This window comes from Campylobacter sp. BCW_4319 (assembly GCF_001764435.1).
Classification (GTDB): Bacteria; Campylobacterota; Campylobacteria; order Campylobacterales; family Campylobacteraceae; genus Campylobacter_D; species Campylobacter_D jejuni.
On record NZ_MKAQ01000017.1, the window covers coordinates 75,219 to 92,771 of the forward strand.

At 32.0% G+C, this 17,553-nt stretch carries 17 protein-coding genes; 2 read left to right on the top strand and 15 right to left on the bottom strand.

Annotation, left to right across the window (positions count from 1 at the left end; translation table 11 throughout):
* Position 1: 1 nt before the first annotated feature.
* The 15 genes from thiF to ileS form a co-directional block, all read right to left on the bottom strand.
* A complete protein-coding gene (gene thiF / locus AJN56_RS06300) occupies positions 2-805 on the bottom strand; it encodes a thiamine biosynthesis protein ThiF (protein ID WP_002855700.1) in 804 nt (267 codons plus the stop codon).
* Complete coding sequence (gene thiS, locus AJN56_RS06305) at positions 802-993, bottom strand: sulfur carrier protein ThiS (RefSeq protein WP_002853007.1); 192 nt, start codon at positions 991-993, stop codon at positions 802-804. Before thiS ends, thiF begins: the two co-directional genes overlap by 4 nt.
* 9 nt (positions 994-1,002) lie before the next feature.
* Entirely contained in the window at positions 1,003-2,100 is a 1,098-nt protein-coding gene (dapE, locus tag AJN56_RS06310; protein WP_002869118.1) for a succinyl-diaminopimelate desuccinylase, read from the bottom strand.
* Between the two features lie 3 nt (positions 2,101-2,103).
* A complete protein-coding gene (locus tag AJN56_RS06315; RefSeq protein ID WP_002855900.1) occupies positions 2,104-2,703 on the bottom strand; it encodes a LysE family translocator in 600 nt (199 codons plus the stop codon).
* Positions 2,696-3,397 (bottom strand): SIR2 family NAD-dependent protein deacylase, encoded by a 702-nt coding sequence (locus tag AJN56_RS06320; protein WP_002856616.1) that lies wholly within the window; start codon positions 3,395-3,397, stop codon positions 2,696-2,698. The genes AJN56_RS06315 and AJN56_RS06320 overlap by 8 nt, the downstream gene beginning before the upstream one ends.
* Positions 3,394-5,604: an endonuclease MutS2 gene (locus tag AJN56_RS06325; RefSeq protein WP_079254188.1), complete on the bottom strand. Its 2,211-nt coding sequence runs from the start codon at positions 5,602-5,604 to the stop codon at positions 3,394-3,396. The genes AJN56_RS06320 and AJN56_RS06325 overlap by 4 nt, the downstream gene beginning before the upstream one ends.
* Positions 5,594-5,944 (bottom strand): membrane protein, encoded by a 351-nt coding sequence (locus tag AJN56_RS06330; protein ID WP_002869116.1) that lies wholly within the window; start codon positions 5,942-5,944, stop codon positions 5,594-5,596. Before AJN56_RS06330 ends, AJN56_RS06325 begins: the two co-directional genes overlap by 11 nt.
* Entirely contained in the window at positions 5,937-7,235 is a 1,299-nt protein-coding gene (gene murC, locus AJN56_RS06335) for a UDP-N-acetylmuramate--L-alanine ligase (RefSeq protein WP_079254189.1), read from the bottom strand. Before murC ends, AJN56_RS06330 begins: the two co-directional genes overlap by 8 nt.
* Before the next feature lie 63 nt (positions 7,236-7,298).
* Complete coding sequence (locus tag AJN56_RS06340) at positions 7,299-9,272, bottom strand: LTA synthase family protein (RefSeq protein ID WP_002853667.1); 1,974 nt, start codon at positions 9,270-9,272, stop codon at positions 7,299-7,301.
* 11 nt (positions 9,273-9,283) lie between these two features.
* On the bottom strand, positions 9,284-10,060 hold the full coding sequence (locus AJN56_RS06345) for a carbon-nitrogen hydrolase family protein (RefSeq protein ID WP_002853489.1): 777 nt from the start codon (positions 10,058-10,060) through the stop codon (positions 9,284-9,286).
* Entirely contained in the window at positions 10,053-10,226 is a 174-nt protein-coding gene (xseB, locus tag AJN56_RS06350) for an exodeoxyribonuclease VII small subunit (RefSeq protein ID WP_002853034.1), read from the bottom strand. Before xseB ends, AJN56_RS06345 begins: the two co-directional genes overlap by 8 nt.
* Positions 10,223-11,680 carry an IMP dehydrogenase gene (guaB, locus tag AJN56_RS06355; protein ID WP_002852968.1) on the bottom strand — a complete coding sequence of 486 codons (1,458 nt, stop codon included), beginning with the start codon at positions 11,678-11,680 and terminating at the stop codon, positions 10,223-10,225. Before guaB ends, xseB begins: the two co-directional genes overlap by 4 nt.
* Positions 11,681-11,689: 9 nt before the next feature.
* Entirely contained in the window at positions 11,690-13,051 is a 1,362-nt protein-coding gene (gatA, locus tag AJN56_RS06360; protein WP_002853884.1) for an Asp-tRNA(Asn)/Glu-tRNA(Gln) amidotransferase subunit GatA, read from the bottom strand.
* Complete coding sequence (locus AJN56_RS06365) at positions 13,048-13,158, bottom strand: membrane protein (RefSeq protein WP_002869114.1); 111 nt, start codon at positions 13,156-13,158, stop codon at positions 13,048-13,050. The genes gatA and AJN56_RS06365 overlap by 4 nt, the downstream gene beginning before the upstream one ends.
* Complete coding sequence (gene ileS, locus AJN56_RS06370) at positions 13,152-15,905, bottom strand: isoleucine--tRNA ligase (protein ID WP_009882673.1); 2,754 nt, start codon at positions 15,903-15,905, stop codon at positions 13,152-13,154. Before ileS ends, AJN56_RS06365 begins: the two co-directional genes overlap by 7 nt.
* 98 nt (positions 15,906-16,003) lie before the next feature.
* Here ileS and AJN56_RS06375 point away from each other — a divergent pair, with 98 nt between their 5' ends.
* Together AJN56_RS06375 and AJN56_RS06380 are read left to right on the top strand one after the other, a co-directional pair.
* On the top strand, positions 16,004-17,092 hold the full coding sequence (locus AJN56_RS06375) for a CinA family protein (protein ID WP_002853490.1): 1,089 nt from the start codon (positions 16,004-16,006) through the stop codon (positions 17,090-17,092).
* 11 nt (positions 17,093-17,103) lie between these two features.
* The gene (locus AJN56_RS06380) at positions 17,104-17,529 is read left to right on the top strand and encodes a GNAT family N-acetyltransferase (RefSeq protein ID WP_002777060.1); all 426 of its coding nucleotides are present in this window, start codon (positions 17,104-17,106) and stop codon (positions 17,527-17,529) included.
* The last annotated feature ends 24 nt before the right edge of the window (positions 17,530-17,553 follow it).

The following is a 17,553-nucleotide window of genomic DNA, read 5'->3' on the forward strand; positions in this document are numbered from 1 at the left end:
TTTACTCCTTATTTGCTAAAAGCTCTAAAACAAGGTTACTTTGATGTCCTGCGCAAATATTTACCCTTGGCGCCATAAGTCCATTTCCTAGCTTAGCACCATTTACCAAATCCCCACACACATAGAAATTTTTAGCAATTTTTCTTGTTTGTATGCTGTTGCTATCACCATAGCCCGCAAGCCCTGAAGCACAGATTAAAACACTATCTTTGTAAAATCTATGAAAATTTTGCGCTATCATCGCTTTTGCGATAGCACTATCAAAGGCTTCACAAACTATATCTATATCTTTAAACAAAGATTTTAAACTATCCTCATCGATTTTTAAGGTACAAATTTCAACGCTGATATAAGGATTAATTTCGCTAATTTGCTCTTTTAAAGCTTCGGTTTTAAACTTGCCCAAATCACTTACACGATAAGCCTGACGATTTAAATTACTAGGCTCAATCACATCAAAATCAATCAACTTTAAATACCCCACTCCACTTCTTGCCAAATTTATCGCTATATGTGATCCAAGTCCGCCTAAACCACACACCGCCACGCGCCCATTTTTAAGTTTATCGTGAAGCTTTGGTGTATGTCTTGCTCTCATCATAGCATCTAGTGCGTCTTTTGGAGGTAAAGTATTTTTTTCTATACAAAAAAGCTCATCATTTTCATTTAAAGCGATATTCTCTTTTGTTGCAAAACCATTGATAATCCATACATCATTTTCATTTTTGCTGATATTTTCAAAAAATTCCAAACTTGTTTTAAAGTCTGTATCAAGTTCTTTGCCATTGAATTTTACTCTCATCATCCACCTCCTACAAAACTTACGATTTCAGCTTTATCGTTTTCTTTTAAAATCAAATTTTCAAATTCACTCTTAGGTATAATCTCTCCATTTAATTCCAAGGCGATAAGTTCTATTTTCAAGCCTTTTTCTTTGATAAAATCCATAAATTTAAGCTCTTTTAACTCAAGCTTTTGTCCATTGATAATCATTCTAAACCTTTAAAAATTTTCTATCAAGTCTTTAAAAACAAGACAAAGTTTTTCAAATTCTTCTATACTTACCCTTTCATCAATAGCGTGAATTCTATCATTACAAACCCCAAATTCCACTACCTTTACACCGTATTTTGCAAAATACCTTGCATCACTTGTGCCGCCTTTAGTATTAAGCTCTGGCACTTCATGGGTGATTTTTTGAACGCTTTCATTCATTTTTTGAACGATTTTATTATCGATATTTGTCAAAAAAGCTTCGCTTGATTGTTTTAGCTCTAACTCATAGTTTAAACCATGACAAATTTTTTCTACATAACTTTTTACATCTTCTAAGCTTGTATCAGGGGAATTGCGAACATTAAACATAAGTTTTAAATCATTTGGCGTAACATTACACACCTCCATACCTCCGCGAATATCAGTTATAACGATTTTTGAAGGACTAAATTCAGCACTTCCAGGATCAAGATCAAAACCCGCTAAAAGCTTTAAAACTGGCGCAAAATCATGCACAGGATTGATACATTTTTCAGGATAAGCAACATGCCCTTGTTTTCCACGGATTAAAAGCTTTCCATTAATAGAACCACGACGCCCTATTTTAATACTATCGCCGATTTTTTTAACGCAGGTTGGCTCGGCAACCACAGCATAATCAGGTAGCATATCTCTTTCTTGCATCCATTCTAAAACAGCCTTAGTTCCATATATAGCTTCGCCTTCTTCATCACTTGTTAAAATAAGGCTAAGTCTAGCTCCTTTAAAATCCGCATTCTTTACCGCATCTACAAAGGCTGCTACTCCGCTTTTCATATCTTGAGCACCCCTTGCATAGATAAAGCCTTCTTTTTCCACAGGCGCAAAAGCATTATTACTCCAACCCTCGCCTGCAGGCACCACATCTACATGCCCACCAAAAGCTAAATGCTCGCCTTCATCTTTAAATTTTTTAGTGAGTAAAAGGTTTTTAATGCCTTCTTTTTCTATAAAAAAAGCTTCAAAATCACTCAGTTCCATAGCGATGAAATTTAAAGCTCCATCATCATTTGGCGTAACAGATTTAAATTTTAAAAGTTCGATTAAAAATTCTTTTGCATTCATTTTTTATCCTAAGAAAGTTTTATATAATAAATTAAGAGCAAAATACTCTATAATTATAGCTGAAATTATATTGATTATAAAAACAACTTTTGCACTAAAAACATGACTATATCTTGCCACCACAAAGGCTAAAGCACTTACCCAAAAAAGTATAGCCACAACAAGCCCTAAAGTCATCAAATAAGCATGATCACTACTTAAAACCACACTTGCAGCGCTAAGCCAAAATCCTATCACAAAAGGATTTGAACCATTTAAAAAAGCTCCCTTAATATAACTTTTCAAAAGACTTTCTTTAAATTCTTTATGCTCTAAATTTAAGCTTTCTTTCTTTTTTCTTAGCATCAAATACGCCATATAAGTTAAAAAACAAAAACCAAAAATCGCCAAAGAACGCATAAAAATAACATTACCTAAAAAATTTAAAAGCCCAAATTGAAGCAAAAAAAGATAAAGCATATCTATGCTAAATGCTCCAAGTCCTACAGCTATGGAATTTTTAAAAGCTTTTAGTGCATAAGTTAAAATCAAAATATTTACAGGTCCAAAAGGCACACTCACTCCAAAGCCCAAAAAAACTCCACTTAAAAAAGAATCAAACATTACCATCTTTCATAAAATTTTCTATATCAAGTGCGATTTTATCAATAGCGCTTATAATATCTTCAGTGTAGATTTTATCAAAATACCGCTCTAAATTCGCATCTTTTTCGTAGATATTTAAAATACTTTTTTCGCACATTGAAGCATAACGCCCTACAGGCAAAACCGCCCCACTTGTGCCTACGCTGATAAAAAGCGAAGTTTGATTTAGCAAAGAATAAAGCGTAGCATAAGCAGGGGCTTGCTCTTCAAACATGACTATATTGTGTCTTAAATCCTTACTTTTGCATTTTGGACATTGTTTATCTATGATTTTTTCATAGCCTATATTAAAAATTCCTTCACATTTTAGGCAACGAAGTTCGGGCAAAAAGCCATGCAAATGTACTACATCTTTACACCCTGCACGCTCTAGCAAATCATCTACATTTTGCGTGATGACAAAAAGGTTTTTACCCCATTTTTCTTTTAACTGTGCGATTTTTTCATGGGCGTGATTTGGCTTTACATTTTGAAGTTGTGCCCTTCTTGCATCGTAAAAATCAAGTACTTTTTTAGGATTTTTTCTAAAACCTGTTGCAGAGCAAACCTCCATCACATCGTATTCTTCCCAAAGTCCATCATTATCTCTAAAAGTTTTAAGCCCACTTGGAGCAGACAAACCCGCTCCGCTTAATATCATAATGTTTTTCATAATCTCACCACCTTAGCACCAAAACCACCTTGATTGATCGGTGCGTCATTAAAGCCTTTGACACTTTTGTGAGTTTTTAAAAACTCTCTTACCGCAAAGGCAAGCTTTCCTGTGCCTATGCCATGATAGATCAAAACCTCATCAAATCCTGCAAGCAAAGCATCTGAAATAAATTTATCAAGCCTTGAAATAGCCTCATCACTCCTAAGCCCGTGCAAATCCAAGCTAACGCTAAGATTAGTCGGTTTTGCCACACTAATGCTTGTTTTTGGACTTATTTTAGGTGTAGGAGTGCTTTTTTTAAGCAGTTTTAAAGGCACACGAAGTTTGATCCCATCGCTTTCAACCATAGCATCGTTTTTAGAAATGCTTATGATTTTACCCTTAATTTTTTCATATTTTACAAAATCCCCCACACGCAATTCTTCGTTTTGCTCCATACTTGGCAAGATGATTTCTTTTTTAAGTTCATTGGCTTTATTAAGGCTTCTTTGCTTATCTTTTGTGTCTTTAAGCTGTATGGTTTTCTTAGCTTCTTCTATGGCTTTGTGAAATTTAAATTCTAAATTTCTCAAACTCGTACGAAATTCTTGTTCATTTTTTTCTTTTTGATCTTTTAAAGAAAGTAAAATTTCATCGACTTTTTGCTCTTTTTTCTCAACATTTTCAAGCTTAGCTTTTAGTTCTAATTCAAGATTGATATTTTTACCTACAAGTTCCTCTAAATTTTCTTTATCATCGCCATAAAGCTTTTTAGCCTCACTAACTAAATTCGGCGGAATCTGATAACGCAAAGCCGTTTCAAAGGCATAAGATTTTCCTATAGTACCTTTTAAAAACTCGTATTTTGGGCGTGAAAGCTCTTCATCATATAAAGCAGCGATGAGTTCAACTTGCTCATTCTTTGCTAAAAGCATGACAAGGTGTTTGTGGTGGGTGGTGATGATGATTTTAAGATTATTAGTTATGAGTTTTGAAATTAACACACTATACAAACAAGCCGCTTCTTCAAAATCTGTTCCAAGCTCTATTTCATCGATACCTAAAAGCAAATTTTTCTTAGAAAAAAGCCTAGAAAAATGCAACATTCTTCCTGCAAAAGTTGAAATGTCATTTTTAACATTTTGCGGATCTTCTATAATAGCGTCAAATTCTTTAAAAGCACCGATTTTACTTTCACTTGCTTTGATATGCATAGGCAAAAGATGTTTAGCTAAAAATGCTGCGCTTAGCATGGATTTTAAAAGCATGGATTTTCCGCCTGCATTTACCCCTGTGATGATTAAAACTTGTTTTTTAAATTCCAAACTCACGCTTTTTGGATTTTTTAAAGCAGGATGAGCGAAATTTTTAAGAACCAAATCCGTACTTTGATCACACAAAACAAATTCAAAATCCCTTTTTTTAGCAAGTAAAACCCTAGCACTATAATGATCAAAAAGATCAAAGGCTGTATTGATAAATTTTAAAAAAGGTAGGTTTTTTGCTAAAAAAGCTGAGAAATTTTTAGCGTATTCATAATAAATTTCTTCTTTTTGATTTTTGATTTTTTCTATATCATTTTGCAAATTTTCAACACTTAAAGGCACGATATAAAAGCCACCGCCACTACTTCTACCTATGATTTTTGCTTTAATGGCGTGATTAAACCCTCCTCTTACAAGCAAGGCTTCAAGATTGCTTATAAGATGGATTTGTGTATCGATAAGATAAGGCATCAAAGCTTTTGTATGGCAAAATTTCTTAAACTCAACTATTATGTTTTCATTTTTTAATCTTAAAGCAGCATTAAGATCTACAAGTCTTTCATCTAAACTTTCTTTTAATTCCCCTTTCTCATCGAAATTCAAACAAAGCTCCAAAGCCCCGCTAACAAATTCTATCTTTTGCAACCAAGAGTCTAAATTTGTTCCTAGTTTTAATTTTTTTAGCTTTTCAAAATAACGAAAAATTTTTACAAATTCAAAAATTTCATCTAAATGTAAAATTCCTTGCTTGCTTAAATGCACTAAGGCTTTATCAAGATTGCTAAGCTCTGGCATAGTAGGAAATTCCACCTCGCAAAGCTCATGTATACGTTTAAAATGAAGATTAGAATCTCCTTGTAAAAAAATCTCCTTATCTCTTGCAAAAAGGGCTTTAAACTCTTCTAAATAGCTGTTTAAATCAAGCTTTGAGATCAATTCTTCTTTTGTATCATTCATCATTTAACCTACAATCTTTAATATCTATGATTAAAGAATTAAAACTTTGATTATTATCCTTTGAAATAAAACTTCCTGTACCAAATTCATAATTAAAATACGCCTTAGAAACATTGATATCTTTACATAAAATATTTTTATTTTGATTAAAAGCTACGATAATATCTGTTCTTAAATGACTTTTTTGTGTGTTTTCAAATTCAAAAAATACTGCTAAAACAATAAAAATCACAAGTAAAATACCAAAAAAAGGTTTGGTTTTTTTGCCTAATTTTTCACGCAAAGCAAAAGTGATTAAGGCTAAAATTAAAATAATTAAAAAATATAAAAAAACCCTACTCATTTTTTTGCCTTAATTTATTACTGATATCTCCTGCACCAAAACCTATAATAAGCCCTTCTTCAAAAACCTGTCCCTTGGAAGCTACTAAAAATTTACCCTCTCTTTTGATATCTTCTACAAATAAAGCCTTAGGAAAAACCGCTTTTAAATCAAGTTCTATAGGCTCTTCTCCTGCAGCATAAACAGGTAAAATTACAAGCTCATCAACACCTTCAAAAGCCTTTGCAAATTCCTTTAAATTTGTAGCCAAACGCGTGTAGCGGTGAGGTTCAAAGATAGCTGTGATTTTTTTATATCCACCTAATTTTACGTATTCTTGTGCTGCGCTTAAAGTCGCTTTTATTTCAGTAGGATGATGACCATAATCATCGATTAAAACCAAATTTTCATCAGCATGTAAAATATCAAAACGCTTTTTAATACCTTGATAATTTTTAAGCCTAGTTCTTATCGTTTCTATATCTAAAAAATTTAGAGCCGCCAAAATCGCCAAAGACGCATCAAGAGCTAAATGATATCCCATACCAAAAACCTTAAATTCACCTAAATCTTTTAACTCAAAACTTGTAAAAGGTTTGAAATTTTCTATACACATGGTGCAGTTTTTGATATCTTTGCTTGGATAAAGTTTGATTGACTCATTTTTATAATTTTTCAAAAACTCATCTTCAGCATTAATCACGCGAATTTTAGCCACATCTAAAAACTGCGTATAAGCATGATGGAGTTTTGAAACTTCATTGCCATAATGATCTAAATGCTCTGCTTCTGCATTAGTAACTATAGCCAAATAAGGATTTGAATTTAAAAAAGAACTATCGCTCTCATCAGCTTCAAAAACAAGGTTTTGGCTTTCTTTATAAATCATATTTGAACCAAATTCTTTTAAAATCGCTCCGATAATCACAGAAGCATCATCAAGCAAAGAAGCTAAAATACTTGAAGTCGTACTTTTTCCATGTGCTCCTGCAACTGCAAAAACGCGCTTATCTTCTAAAATAAGAGGTAAAGCCTCTTTGCGTGAAAGGCATTTAATGCCTAATTCTTTAGCGTATTTAAATTCAGGATTTTCTTCTTTGATAGCAGCAGAATAAATAACTAAATCTTTGTTTAAAATATTGTCTTTATGATGAGGGATGCTGACCTTAACCCCTTCTTTTTCTAGTTCTTTAGTGATTTTACTCTCTTTAAGATCACTTCCGCTAATTTTAAAACCTTTTTCTTTTAAAAATCTTGCTAAAGCGGAAATTCCTATACCGCCTATGCCGATAAAATGGATATTTTGCATCATTTAAACCTTTATACTTTAAAGGCTAAATTTTAGCACTTTTTTACTAAAAAGAAAATATAAATCCTATTTTGAAATGCCTAAACGCTCGGCTAATTGATATAAATTTAACTCTCTATAAAATTTATCAAAGTCTTTAGTATAACCATCAAGGTTAAAAGCTTTATTCATATCTTTTAAAGTATCATTACTTTCAAAATAATACCCTTTACCGCCACTATAAATACCTTTTTTATCAATCCATACAGCATCGTTGATCCCAAATTCTAATTTCTCATCACTTGGTCTTGCTAACATATTTCTTCCGCCTACGCTTAAATACTTGACATTATTTAAACTTAAAGCATAAAGAGTTGGAAAAATATCTTTATGAGATCCTACACGATCTTTATCATAATAAATATTATCTTGCAAATCCTTAGGAATATAAAGATAAAAAGGTACACTATAAGCAAAAGCTTTTTGGGAATTTAAATCCATACTCATTTCGCGTACTCTATGATCTCCAGTTGCTGCTATAATAACACTATTCTTAAATGGACTTTGTTTTACTTTATCTAGAAATTTTCCAAATTCATTATTTGCATAAGTATAAGCTTTGATAATATTATCTTGTTTATCTTTTTCATAAGGAAGCATATTAAGCAAAGTTTGTGGAATGTTTTGTAATTTTGGCAAATCATTTTGTGGAATTTTATAAGGTGGATGATTGGATATGGTAAGAGCAATTATAAGGGTTTTATGTGGATTTTTTTGAAGCAAGTCATAAACTTTTTTATATAAAAACTCATCAGCTATCCCATAACCATTTTCACTATCTTTTGCTCCATTATACTCTTTCATTAAAATATTTTCATCTATAATCTCATCTACTCCCAAAATACTGAGATAATTTTTAATATTTTGCCAAGATCCATTACCTGCACTTACAAAAATCACCTTATATCCTGCTTTCTTATAAACAGCAATAGGTGTTAAATCCAAATAAGTTTTCTGAAATTTACTTGTAGAAATATTAGAAAATGGACTTACAAAAAATAAGTTTGCAAAACTTGGTATAGTTCCATTACTAGAACTCAAAAAGCGTTTGAATAAAAAATCTTGCTTAAAATGTTTATCTAATGAACCTAAAAAATTATGTTCTGTATTTGTAAAATCAGCCAAATTAAGCCCAAAACTTTCCATTAAGTTAACAAATACACTAGGATGATTCTTTTCAGCTTTTAGATTTATAGGACTTTGATGCAAATAATCAAAAAGTTTTTCTTTAAGTTCTTGTGCTTTCAAAGGTGTGATAACCTTCAAAGCCGCTTCTTCTTTATATTGTTTTAAAGCCCAAGAAAATGCCATAATTGGATTTAACATTGTATCATTTACAACACTATACTCACTAAAAGAATAATTTTGTACATTTATAGCCACATGCTTAAAGGGGCCCCTTAAGGCTATAACATAAACAATAATTAATATTAAATTTAAAGCTATCAAGGGAAATAATCTTAAATTAACAGGTTTTAGCTTTAAATTTAATATTTTCAAATTTAAAAAAAATACAAAAACTCCAAAAATCAACATTAAAGCTAAAATTTTTAAAATTGGATAATCATGATAAATAATACTTAAAATAGTTTTTGTATTATCATCTTTTAGAGTAAACATAAAAATATCAAATTTAGTCTTGTAAATTTCGTAATAATAGTATTTTACATAAGAAAATCCTATACAAAGACAAGAAAGAACAATTATATAAACGCTTGAAAAAATGAAATAAAAATTTTTACTATATATTACTAACTTATTATTTATTTTTATATTAGAAAAAATTAAACTTAAAAAACCACAAAGCAAGAATGGTAAAAACGCTGCGCTTAAAAATCTTATATCATGAAAAACACCCAAAAGATACATTAAAAAGATTTCATTTTTATCACTAATTAAACCTGTAGGGATGAAAGAATTTTGCATTAAAATACGATTAATGGCAAAAGTTACTATAAATAATACACTAAAAATAAAAATTTGAAGTAAAATTTTTCTCATATTTACCTTCTTTAAAAATTCTTAAGAATTTTATCAAAACCCCAAAGTTTTCTTGCTTCATCACTTTTTTTAGGCTCTATAATAAGCATTTCTTCTTCAGAACCTAATTTACTTTCTATCTCGCCAAAAGCATTGATAAACAGAGTATCGCCGTAAAAATTCCACTCATCTTTTGTTTTGCCTATGCGATTTACTCTTAAAATGCTTGTAGAATTTAAAAAAGCTCTTGTTTTTAAAAGTTCTTCCCATCTTTGTTTACTTTCAAAGGTACAAGCACTAGGAACGATAACCAAATCAATTTTTTTCGCCATAATCTGTTGCCAAAAAATATCAAAATGCGTCTCAAAACCAAAAAGTAAAGCACATTTTAATTTTTCATAATTAAAAGTAAAAATTTTTAATTCTGATGGAGTTTTGTTGCTGAAAAATTTTTCTTCATTCCAATGTTCATAAGGCATTAAAATTTGCTGTTCATAACTTTTAACACCATTTGGAGTCACTTTTAAGCAAAGTTTTTTATAACTTTTAGCTTCAACGCTTACATAAGGAGCGATGATTTCTAATTCGTATTTTTTAGCAAGTTTAATCAAGCTTTCTTTTTTAGCTTCACTTTGTTCTTTTATCATATTTTTTGGCATATGCAAAAGTTCTGTAAAAAAACTGTTGATCACATATTCGCCCAAAACTACTAAATTTGCCCCATTGTCTTTTGAAGCTTTGAGATAATAATCAAGCCTTGATTCACTTAAAGCTAAAGTTGGAAACTGTAAAGCCGCTATTTTACTCATCGATTTGCTCCACTTCTAATTTTGCTTTTTCAAGCTCAAGTCTTGCTTTTTTGATACTTTCTAAACCCTCTTTGTAAATTTTTACACTTTCATCTAAGGCAAGCTCTTGATTGTTTAATTTTTCCAAAGATTCATTAGCGTGTTTTAAATTTTCTTCAAAACTCATTGATGATTGACCTTGTAATTTGGTGCTTCATGAGTGATAGTAACATCATGTACATGACTTTCTTTAAGCCCTGCGGTAGTAATTTCAACAAATTCAGCCCTTTTTTGAAAATCTTCTATATCTTTAGCTCCAACATAACCCATAGAAGAACGCAAACCTCCTAAAAGTTGATGCACCACGCTTCTTATACTTCCTACATAAGGAACGCGCCCTTCTATACCTTCAGGAACAAGTTTATCTTGAGCAGTACCTTGCTGAAAGTATCTGTCTGAACTTCCCTTTTGCATAGCCCCAAGCGAACCCATACCACGATAAGACTTATATTGTCTTCCTTGATAAGTAAAAAGCTCTCCTGGACTCTCATCTGTTCCAGCTAAAAGCGATCCTATCATAACAGAACTCGCACCTACGGCTAAAGCTTTTGCAATATCACCTGAATATTTAATTCCACCATCAGCTATCACAGGAACGCCAAATTTATTTGCTTCTTCCACACACTCATCAATGGCTGAAATTTGAGGCACACCCACACCTGAAACAATACGTGTGGTACAAATACTTCCTGGCCCAATACCTACTTTAACCGCATCTACTCCTGCTTCACAAAGTGCTTTTGCTGCAGCTGCAGTGGCGATATTTCCTGCGATAAGATCTAAATTTGGATATTTAGCTTTAATCGCTTTTACTGTATCAATAATACCCTTAGAATGTCCATGCGCAGAATCAAGCACAACAACATCAACACCCGCTTCAACTAAAGCATCCACACGATCCATTTGTCCTACTCCTATAGCCGCACCCACGCGTAATCTTCCAAAATTATCTTTATTGGCATCAGGATATTCTTTGCGTTTTTTAAGATCTTTTATAGTGATAAGTCCTTCCAAGCGTCCTTGTTCATCAACTATAGGAAGTTTTTCTACTTTGTTGGTACTGAAAATTTTTTCCGCATCATCTAAAGTACAACCCTTTGGAGCAGTGATTAAAGGCATTTTAGTCATAACATTTTCAACCAAATTTGAAAAATCGCTCTCAAATCTTAAATCACGATTGGTAAGTATGCCTATTAGTTTCTTATCTTCATCTACTACAGGAACACCTGAAATTCTATACTCTGCCATGATTTCTAAAGCCTCTGCAACACTTGCTTTAGGACTTACAAAAATAGGATCGATAATCACCCCGCTTTCACTTTTTTTCACTCTTTTTACTTCTCTAACCTGCGAGGCTATATCCATATTTTTATGAATCACTCCAAGTCCTCCAAGTCTTGCCATCATAATAGCAGCCCTGTGTTCAGTAACTGTATCCATAGCCGCAGAGATTAAAGGCATATTTAAAGTGATATTTTTTGTCAGTTTAGTATGAATTTTTACTTCCTTAGGTAGAACTTCAGAATACCCAGGACGCAATAATACATCTTCAAAAGTTAAAGCTCTTTTTACAATTTTCATCTTTCATCCTTAATTTTTAATCATTTGTTCTAAACTTAAAGCCCCATCTAACAAGGTTTGTTCATCATAAGCTTTGCAAATCAGTTGTGCTGATATATTAAGCCCTTCTTTATCTTTTGCAACAGGCACACTAATGCCTCCAAGCCCTGCTAAATTTACAGAGATAGTATAAACATCTTCTAAATAAGTTTGCATAGGGCTTTTTTGGGTATCAAATTTAAAAGCTGTCGTAGGCGTTACAGGCATAAAAATAAGATCACAATCTTGCAAAATTTCTTCATATTTTGCCTTGATAAAAGCTCTAGCTTTTTGTGCTTTGATATAATACGCATCATAATATCCACTGCTTAAAACAAAAGTTCCTAACAAAATTCTTCTTTTTACTTCTTCGCCAAAACCTTCGCTGCGTGTATTTACATACATTTCTTTTAAATTTTGGATATTTTCAGAACGCTTGCCATAACGCACTCCATCATAACGACTTAAATTTGCACTTGCTTCAGCTGTTGCGATGATATAATATGCCGCAATATCAAACTTAGAATCAAGCAAATTTTTATATACAATCTCATGTCCATTAGCTTTTAACATATCTATGGTTTTTAAAAGTGCGTTTTTTACTTCACTATCTGCATCATTGACATAATTTTCAATCACTGCGATTTTTAATTTTTTATTTGCATTTAAATTTGGAACGGTTTTGATAAACTCGATATTTGCACTTGTGCTATCCATTTTGTCATATCCTGCGATCGCATCATATAAAATTGCCGCATCTTCTACATTTTGCGTTAAAACCCCGATTTGATCCAAACTTGAAGAATAAGAAGCTAAGCCATAGCGACTCACTCTTCCATAACTCGGTTTAAATCCTACACAACCACAAAAAGCCGCAGGTTGGCGTACAGATCCACCTGTATCAGAACCCAAACTTGCCAAAGCCAAGCCACCCGCTACCGCAGCAGCACTTCCACCACTTGACCCACCTGGAACACGCTCAAAATTTAAAGGATTTAAAGTTTTTCCATAACAAGAACTCGCTGTTGAACTTCCCATAGCAAATTCATCCATATTGCAACGCCCAAAAGGAGAAAAACCATTAGCTTTTAAATTAACAATCGCACTTGCATCATAAGGAGCAATATAACCTTGTAAAATCTTACTCGCACTAGTAAGCTCCCAGCCCTTTACGCTGATATTATCTTTTATAGCTACAGGCACACCTTCACCTGAAACGCTTAAGTCTTTATCTAAAAATTGTTCAATATAAGCACCTAATTTTTTTTCTTTTTTTGCTTTTTCATTGAGTTCTTTTTTTAAATTTTCAAGTTCTTCTTTGGAGTATTTTAAAGCTTCTTTTAAAGTTATCATTTATTTTCCTTTGTTTTTTTGATCAAAAATACTGCTAAAGCACTAAAAGCCAAAACCACCGCTATAGTTGTGATGATAATACTATTTGGAATCGGATTTTCTAGCATTGAACTCCTTTTAAAACTTCTTCACATCTTAAACAAGGTGTTTCTTCATTTTTACTTTGAAGTTTCCAACATCTTGGGCATTTACAAAGTGAAGCTTTGGTGATTTTAAATTTCTCATTCTCTACTTCAAATTCAGCCAAAATTTCTTCATTTTCATTGCTGATTTGACTTACCATAAACCAATCGGCTAATTCCTCATTTGGGAATTTATTAAAACTGATGTTTAAATTTAATTCCAAAGTAGATTTAATGATTTTATCTTTTTTAAGTATATCAATTTGTTCAAAAAATTTCTCTCTAGCGCTCATTAAAAATGTATCATCTATACCAAAATCATAATCAAAATCTTGAGTTAAACTCAGATCAAATACATCTTTTGCATCGCCTTTGATTAAAACATTAGCATGTTCTAGAGCCTCATCTACACTATAGCTTAAATTTGGAGCAAGTAAATTTAAAAGCTCTTTTGCCATCAAAGCCATAGCCACTTGAGCAGATTTTCTTCTTTGGGCATTTTCACTATCGCAATAAAGCCTATCTTTACTGATATCAAGATAAATCCCACTTAAATCCGCACTTAAAAAATTTAAAAGCAAACTAAAACCTTTGGCAAATTCATAAGCAAAAAATGCTTCTTTACTTGCTTTAAAAACTTTGGTTGCACGACTTAATATCCATTTATCAATAAAACTAAATTCTTTAACTTCTAAATCTTTTAAATCATTGGTATTAGCAAGTAAAAATCTTATAGTGTTTCTTATTTTGCGGTATTGTTCGCCCACTTGTTTTAAGATATTGTCTGAAATTTTTAAATCACTTGAATAATCACTTAAAAGTATCCAAAGTCTTAAAATTTCAACTCCATAGGTTTTTGCTACATATTCAGAAGCGATCACGTTGCCTTTAGATTTAGACATTTTTTGCCCTTTTTCATCGGTGGTAAAACCATGAGTTAAAATGCTTTCATAAGGTGCGCTTTCATTGATCGCTGTACCTACAAGCAAAGAGCTTTGAAACCAACCCCGATGCTGATCGCTTCCTTCTAAATACATACTTGCTCTTTTTTCTCCTGCGTCATAAAGTCCGCTATTTAAAACTGCATTAAAAGTACTTCCGCTATCAAACCAAACATCTAAAATATCATATACTTTTTCTAAATTTTCAGCTTTGTATTTTGAATTTGTAGGAATTAAATCTTTGATTTCAAACTCCCACCACGCATCAGCACCGTGTTTTTCAAAAATAGCTGCTACAAAGTCAAAAAGTTCATCATCAAAAATCACTTCCTTAGTGTTTTTATCTCTAAAAAAGGCTATAGGCGTTCCCCAGTCCCTTTGTCTTGAAATACACCAATCTGGGCGATTTTCCACCATAGAACCTATTCTTTTTACCCCACTTTGCGGATAAAAGGTTGTTTTTAAAAGTTGTTCTTTTGCACACTCTCTTAAAGTTTTTCCTTGAAGTTTTGGTTCATCCATTAAAATAAACCATTGTTTAGTAGCTCTATAAATCACAGGCTTATGCGTTCTCCAACAAAATGGATAAGAGTGTATAAATTTAGAAGAATGTAAAAGTTTTTCGCCTAAAAGTTCTAAAATTTTTTCATTGGCCTTAAAAATATGAAGACCTATAAACTCTTCAAGCAAATGAGAAGGCAAAAGCCCTTTAGCTCTTAAAGTTTCATCATAACATCCACTATCATCAACAGGCATTAAAACTTCAATACCGTATTTCAAACAAGCATAGTAATCATCTTCGCCATGTCCTGGTGCAGTATGTACAAGTCCACTTCCACCATCCATCAATACATGCTCACCCATGATTAAAACAGATTTTCTTCCATTTAAAGGATTGATAGCTTCAAGTTTTTCAAATTCTTTTGCGTTGAGTTCTTTTTGAATTTCTCCACTTGTAAGTCCTTTTTCTACCATGCTTTTAAGCAAAGCACTTGCAAAAATCAAACCTTCTTTAGTGATCACATAATTTTCGTTAGGATTTAAGGCTATAGCTTGATTAGCCACCAAAGTCCAAGGCGTAGTTGTCCATATCACTGCGCTTGCTTTTGAAACGCCTAATTTTTCGCAAGCTTTTACATCTAAATCAAAAGCCACAAAGATAGAATAATCTTCTTTATCTTGATACTCTACTTCAGCTTCCGCTAAAGCTGACTTTGCCGCCCAACTCCAAAAAACAGGTTTAGAACGCTCACAAAGTAAGCCTTTTTTAGCAATCTCACATAAAGTTCTATAAATCGCTGCTTCAAACTCAAATTTCATAGTCAAATAAGGCTTATCCCAATCCGCAATAATGCCTAAATCTTTAAATTCTTCTCTTTGGATATCTACAAATTCACTCGCATGTTGTCTGCAAAACTCACGAATTTCTTTCTTGCTTAAGCTTTTTTTCTTTTCTCCAAGCTTTACTTCTACTTGTTGTTCTATAGGTAAACCATGACAATCCCACCCTGGAGTAAAACGCACACTCTCACCTTTAAAATAATGCGTTTTGATAATAGTTTCTTTTAAAATTTTATTTAAAGCATGTCCTATATGAATATGTCCGTTAGCATAAGGGGGGCCATCGTGCAAGGTAAAACTTTTTTTCGCATTTTTGCGATTTTCTTTCATTTTTTCATAAGCATAATTTTGCTCAAACCATTTTTTAAATCTTTGCGGTTCAAGTTCCGCTAAATTCGCCCGCATAGCAAAAGTAGTGCTGGGCAAAAATAGAGTTTCTTTGTAGTCCATTTTTTCCACCTAATTTTTAATAATCTTAAATTCTACTCAAATTAGCTTTAATTTCTACTTTGTTTTTGGCTATAATTATAAGAAAAAAAGGAAAATTTATGAAACATTTGCTTTATCTTATAGGAGATGAGCTTACTATAAACGAAAAATTCAAAAATTATATTTATAGAACTTATGAAGAAAAATTTAAAGAAATTAACGAAATTCGCATACAAAATAAAACCGATAAAGATTTACCCTTTTTGCTTGAAAATCTCTTAAATCAGTATGATTTTATCACTTTATTTACAAGCCCTTTGCATTATGCGACTGTTGCTAAAATTTTAGCAACTTTAAATGATGATAATCTTATCTTAAAAGATGATACCTTGGTTCCAGATAAAGCAGAATTTAGTAAAAATAGCTTTGTATGTAATTTTTCAAATTCAAAAATTAATGTCGTTAAAATAAATCCAAGCGAAAAATTACCTGATCTTCTTGGGCATATAAAATTAAATTTTGCATATTTTTGCATTTTTGGCATGGATGATGAAAGCGCTATATTACTACTGCAAACCCTAACAAAATCTTATGAGATAAGTATAAAATCAACCAAGTTTTTAGATAATCTTGTGCTTATTAAGGCCACTTGCGCTAATTTTGGAAAACTTGATGGTTTTTTAAATAGCGTAAAAAATCTTTTTGGACAAAAGGTGTTTTTAGGTAAAGATCCTATACATTTTATAAGCTCTAAACTTTTAGAAAAAAAATTAAAAATTTCTTTTGCTGAAAGTTGCACAGGCGGACTTTGTGCAAGCACCTTAACCAAAATTTCAGGTGTAAGTGAAATTTTTGAAGGATCTATTGTAAGTTATTCCAACCGCATCAAACACGAATGGCTTGGAATTAGCGAAAGCGTCTTAGAAAATAATGGCGAATACAGTGAACGTTGTGTTTATTTTATGCTAAAAGGTATTTTTAAAACGGCTAATCCTGATTTTGCCTTAGCTATTAGCGGAGTAGTTGGCGAAAAAGATGAGGGAAAAATAAAATCAGGCACTATTTATATAGGCGCAATGTTTAGAGATGGAACTTTTATCCAAGAAACGCTTTATTTAGATGGAGATCGTGAATTTATGCAAGAACAAGCTGTTTTAGCAACTTTTTGCCTACTTTTAAAATTAAAACCTGAGATTTTTGAAATTTAAGGGATTTAAAAATGAAAGAAATTAAGCTAAAAGAAGACTTGGAAAAAATTTATCCCTTGATAAAACAATTAAGAAATAACCTATCTTTGAAAGATTTTTTAGACAAAATCCAACTTGCTACACAAACTCAACATTATAAACTTTTTGCCTATGAAAATGAGGGAAGCTACAAAGCAGCTTGTGGAGTCATGCCCTTTAATGTACTTTATCATAATCATTGTCTTTATATTTGTGATTTTGTCGTAGATGAAGCTTTAAGAGGAAAAGGTATAGGTCAAGCTTTTTTGAAAAAAATCCAAATTTGGGCAAAAGATCAAGGATATGAAGAATTAGAACTAAGTTCAAGTTTTTTTAGAACACAAGCTCATGAATTTTATATCCAAAAAATGGGTTTTGAAAAATCCGGTTTTGTTTTTAAGAAAAATATCAAACTATAATATTTTTTGATTAAGCTTTGCATT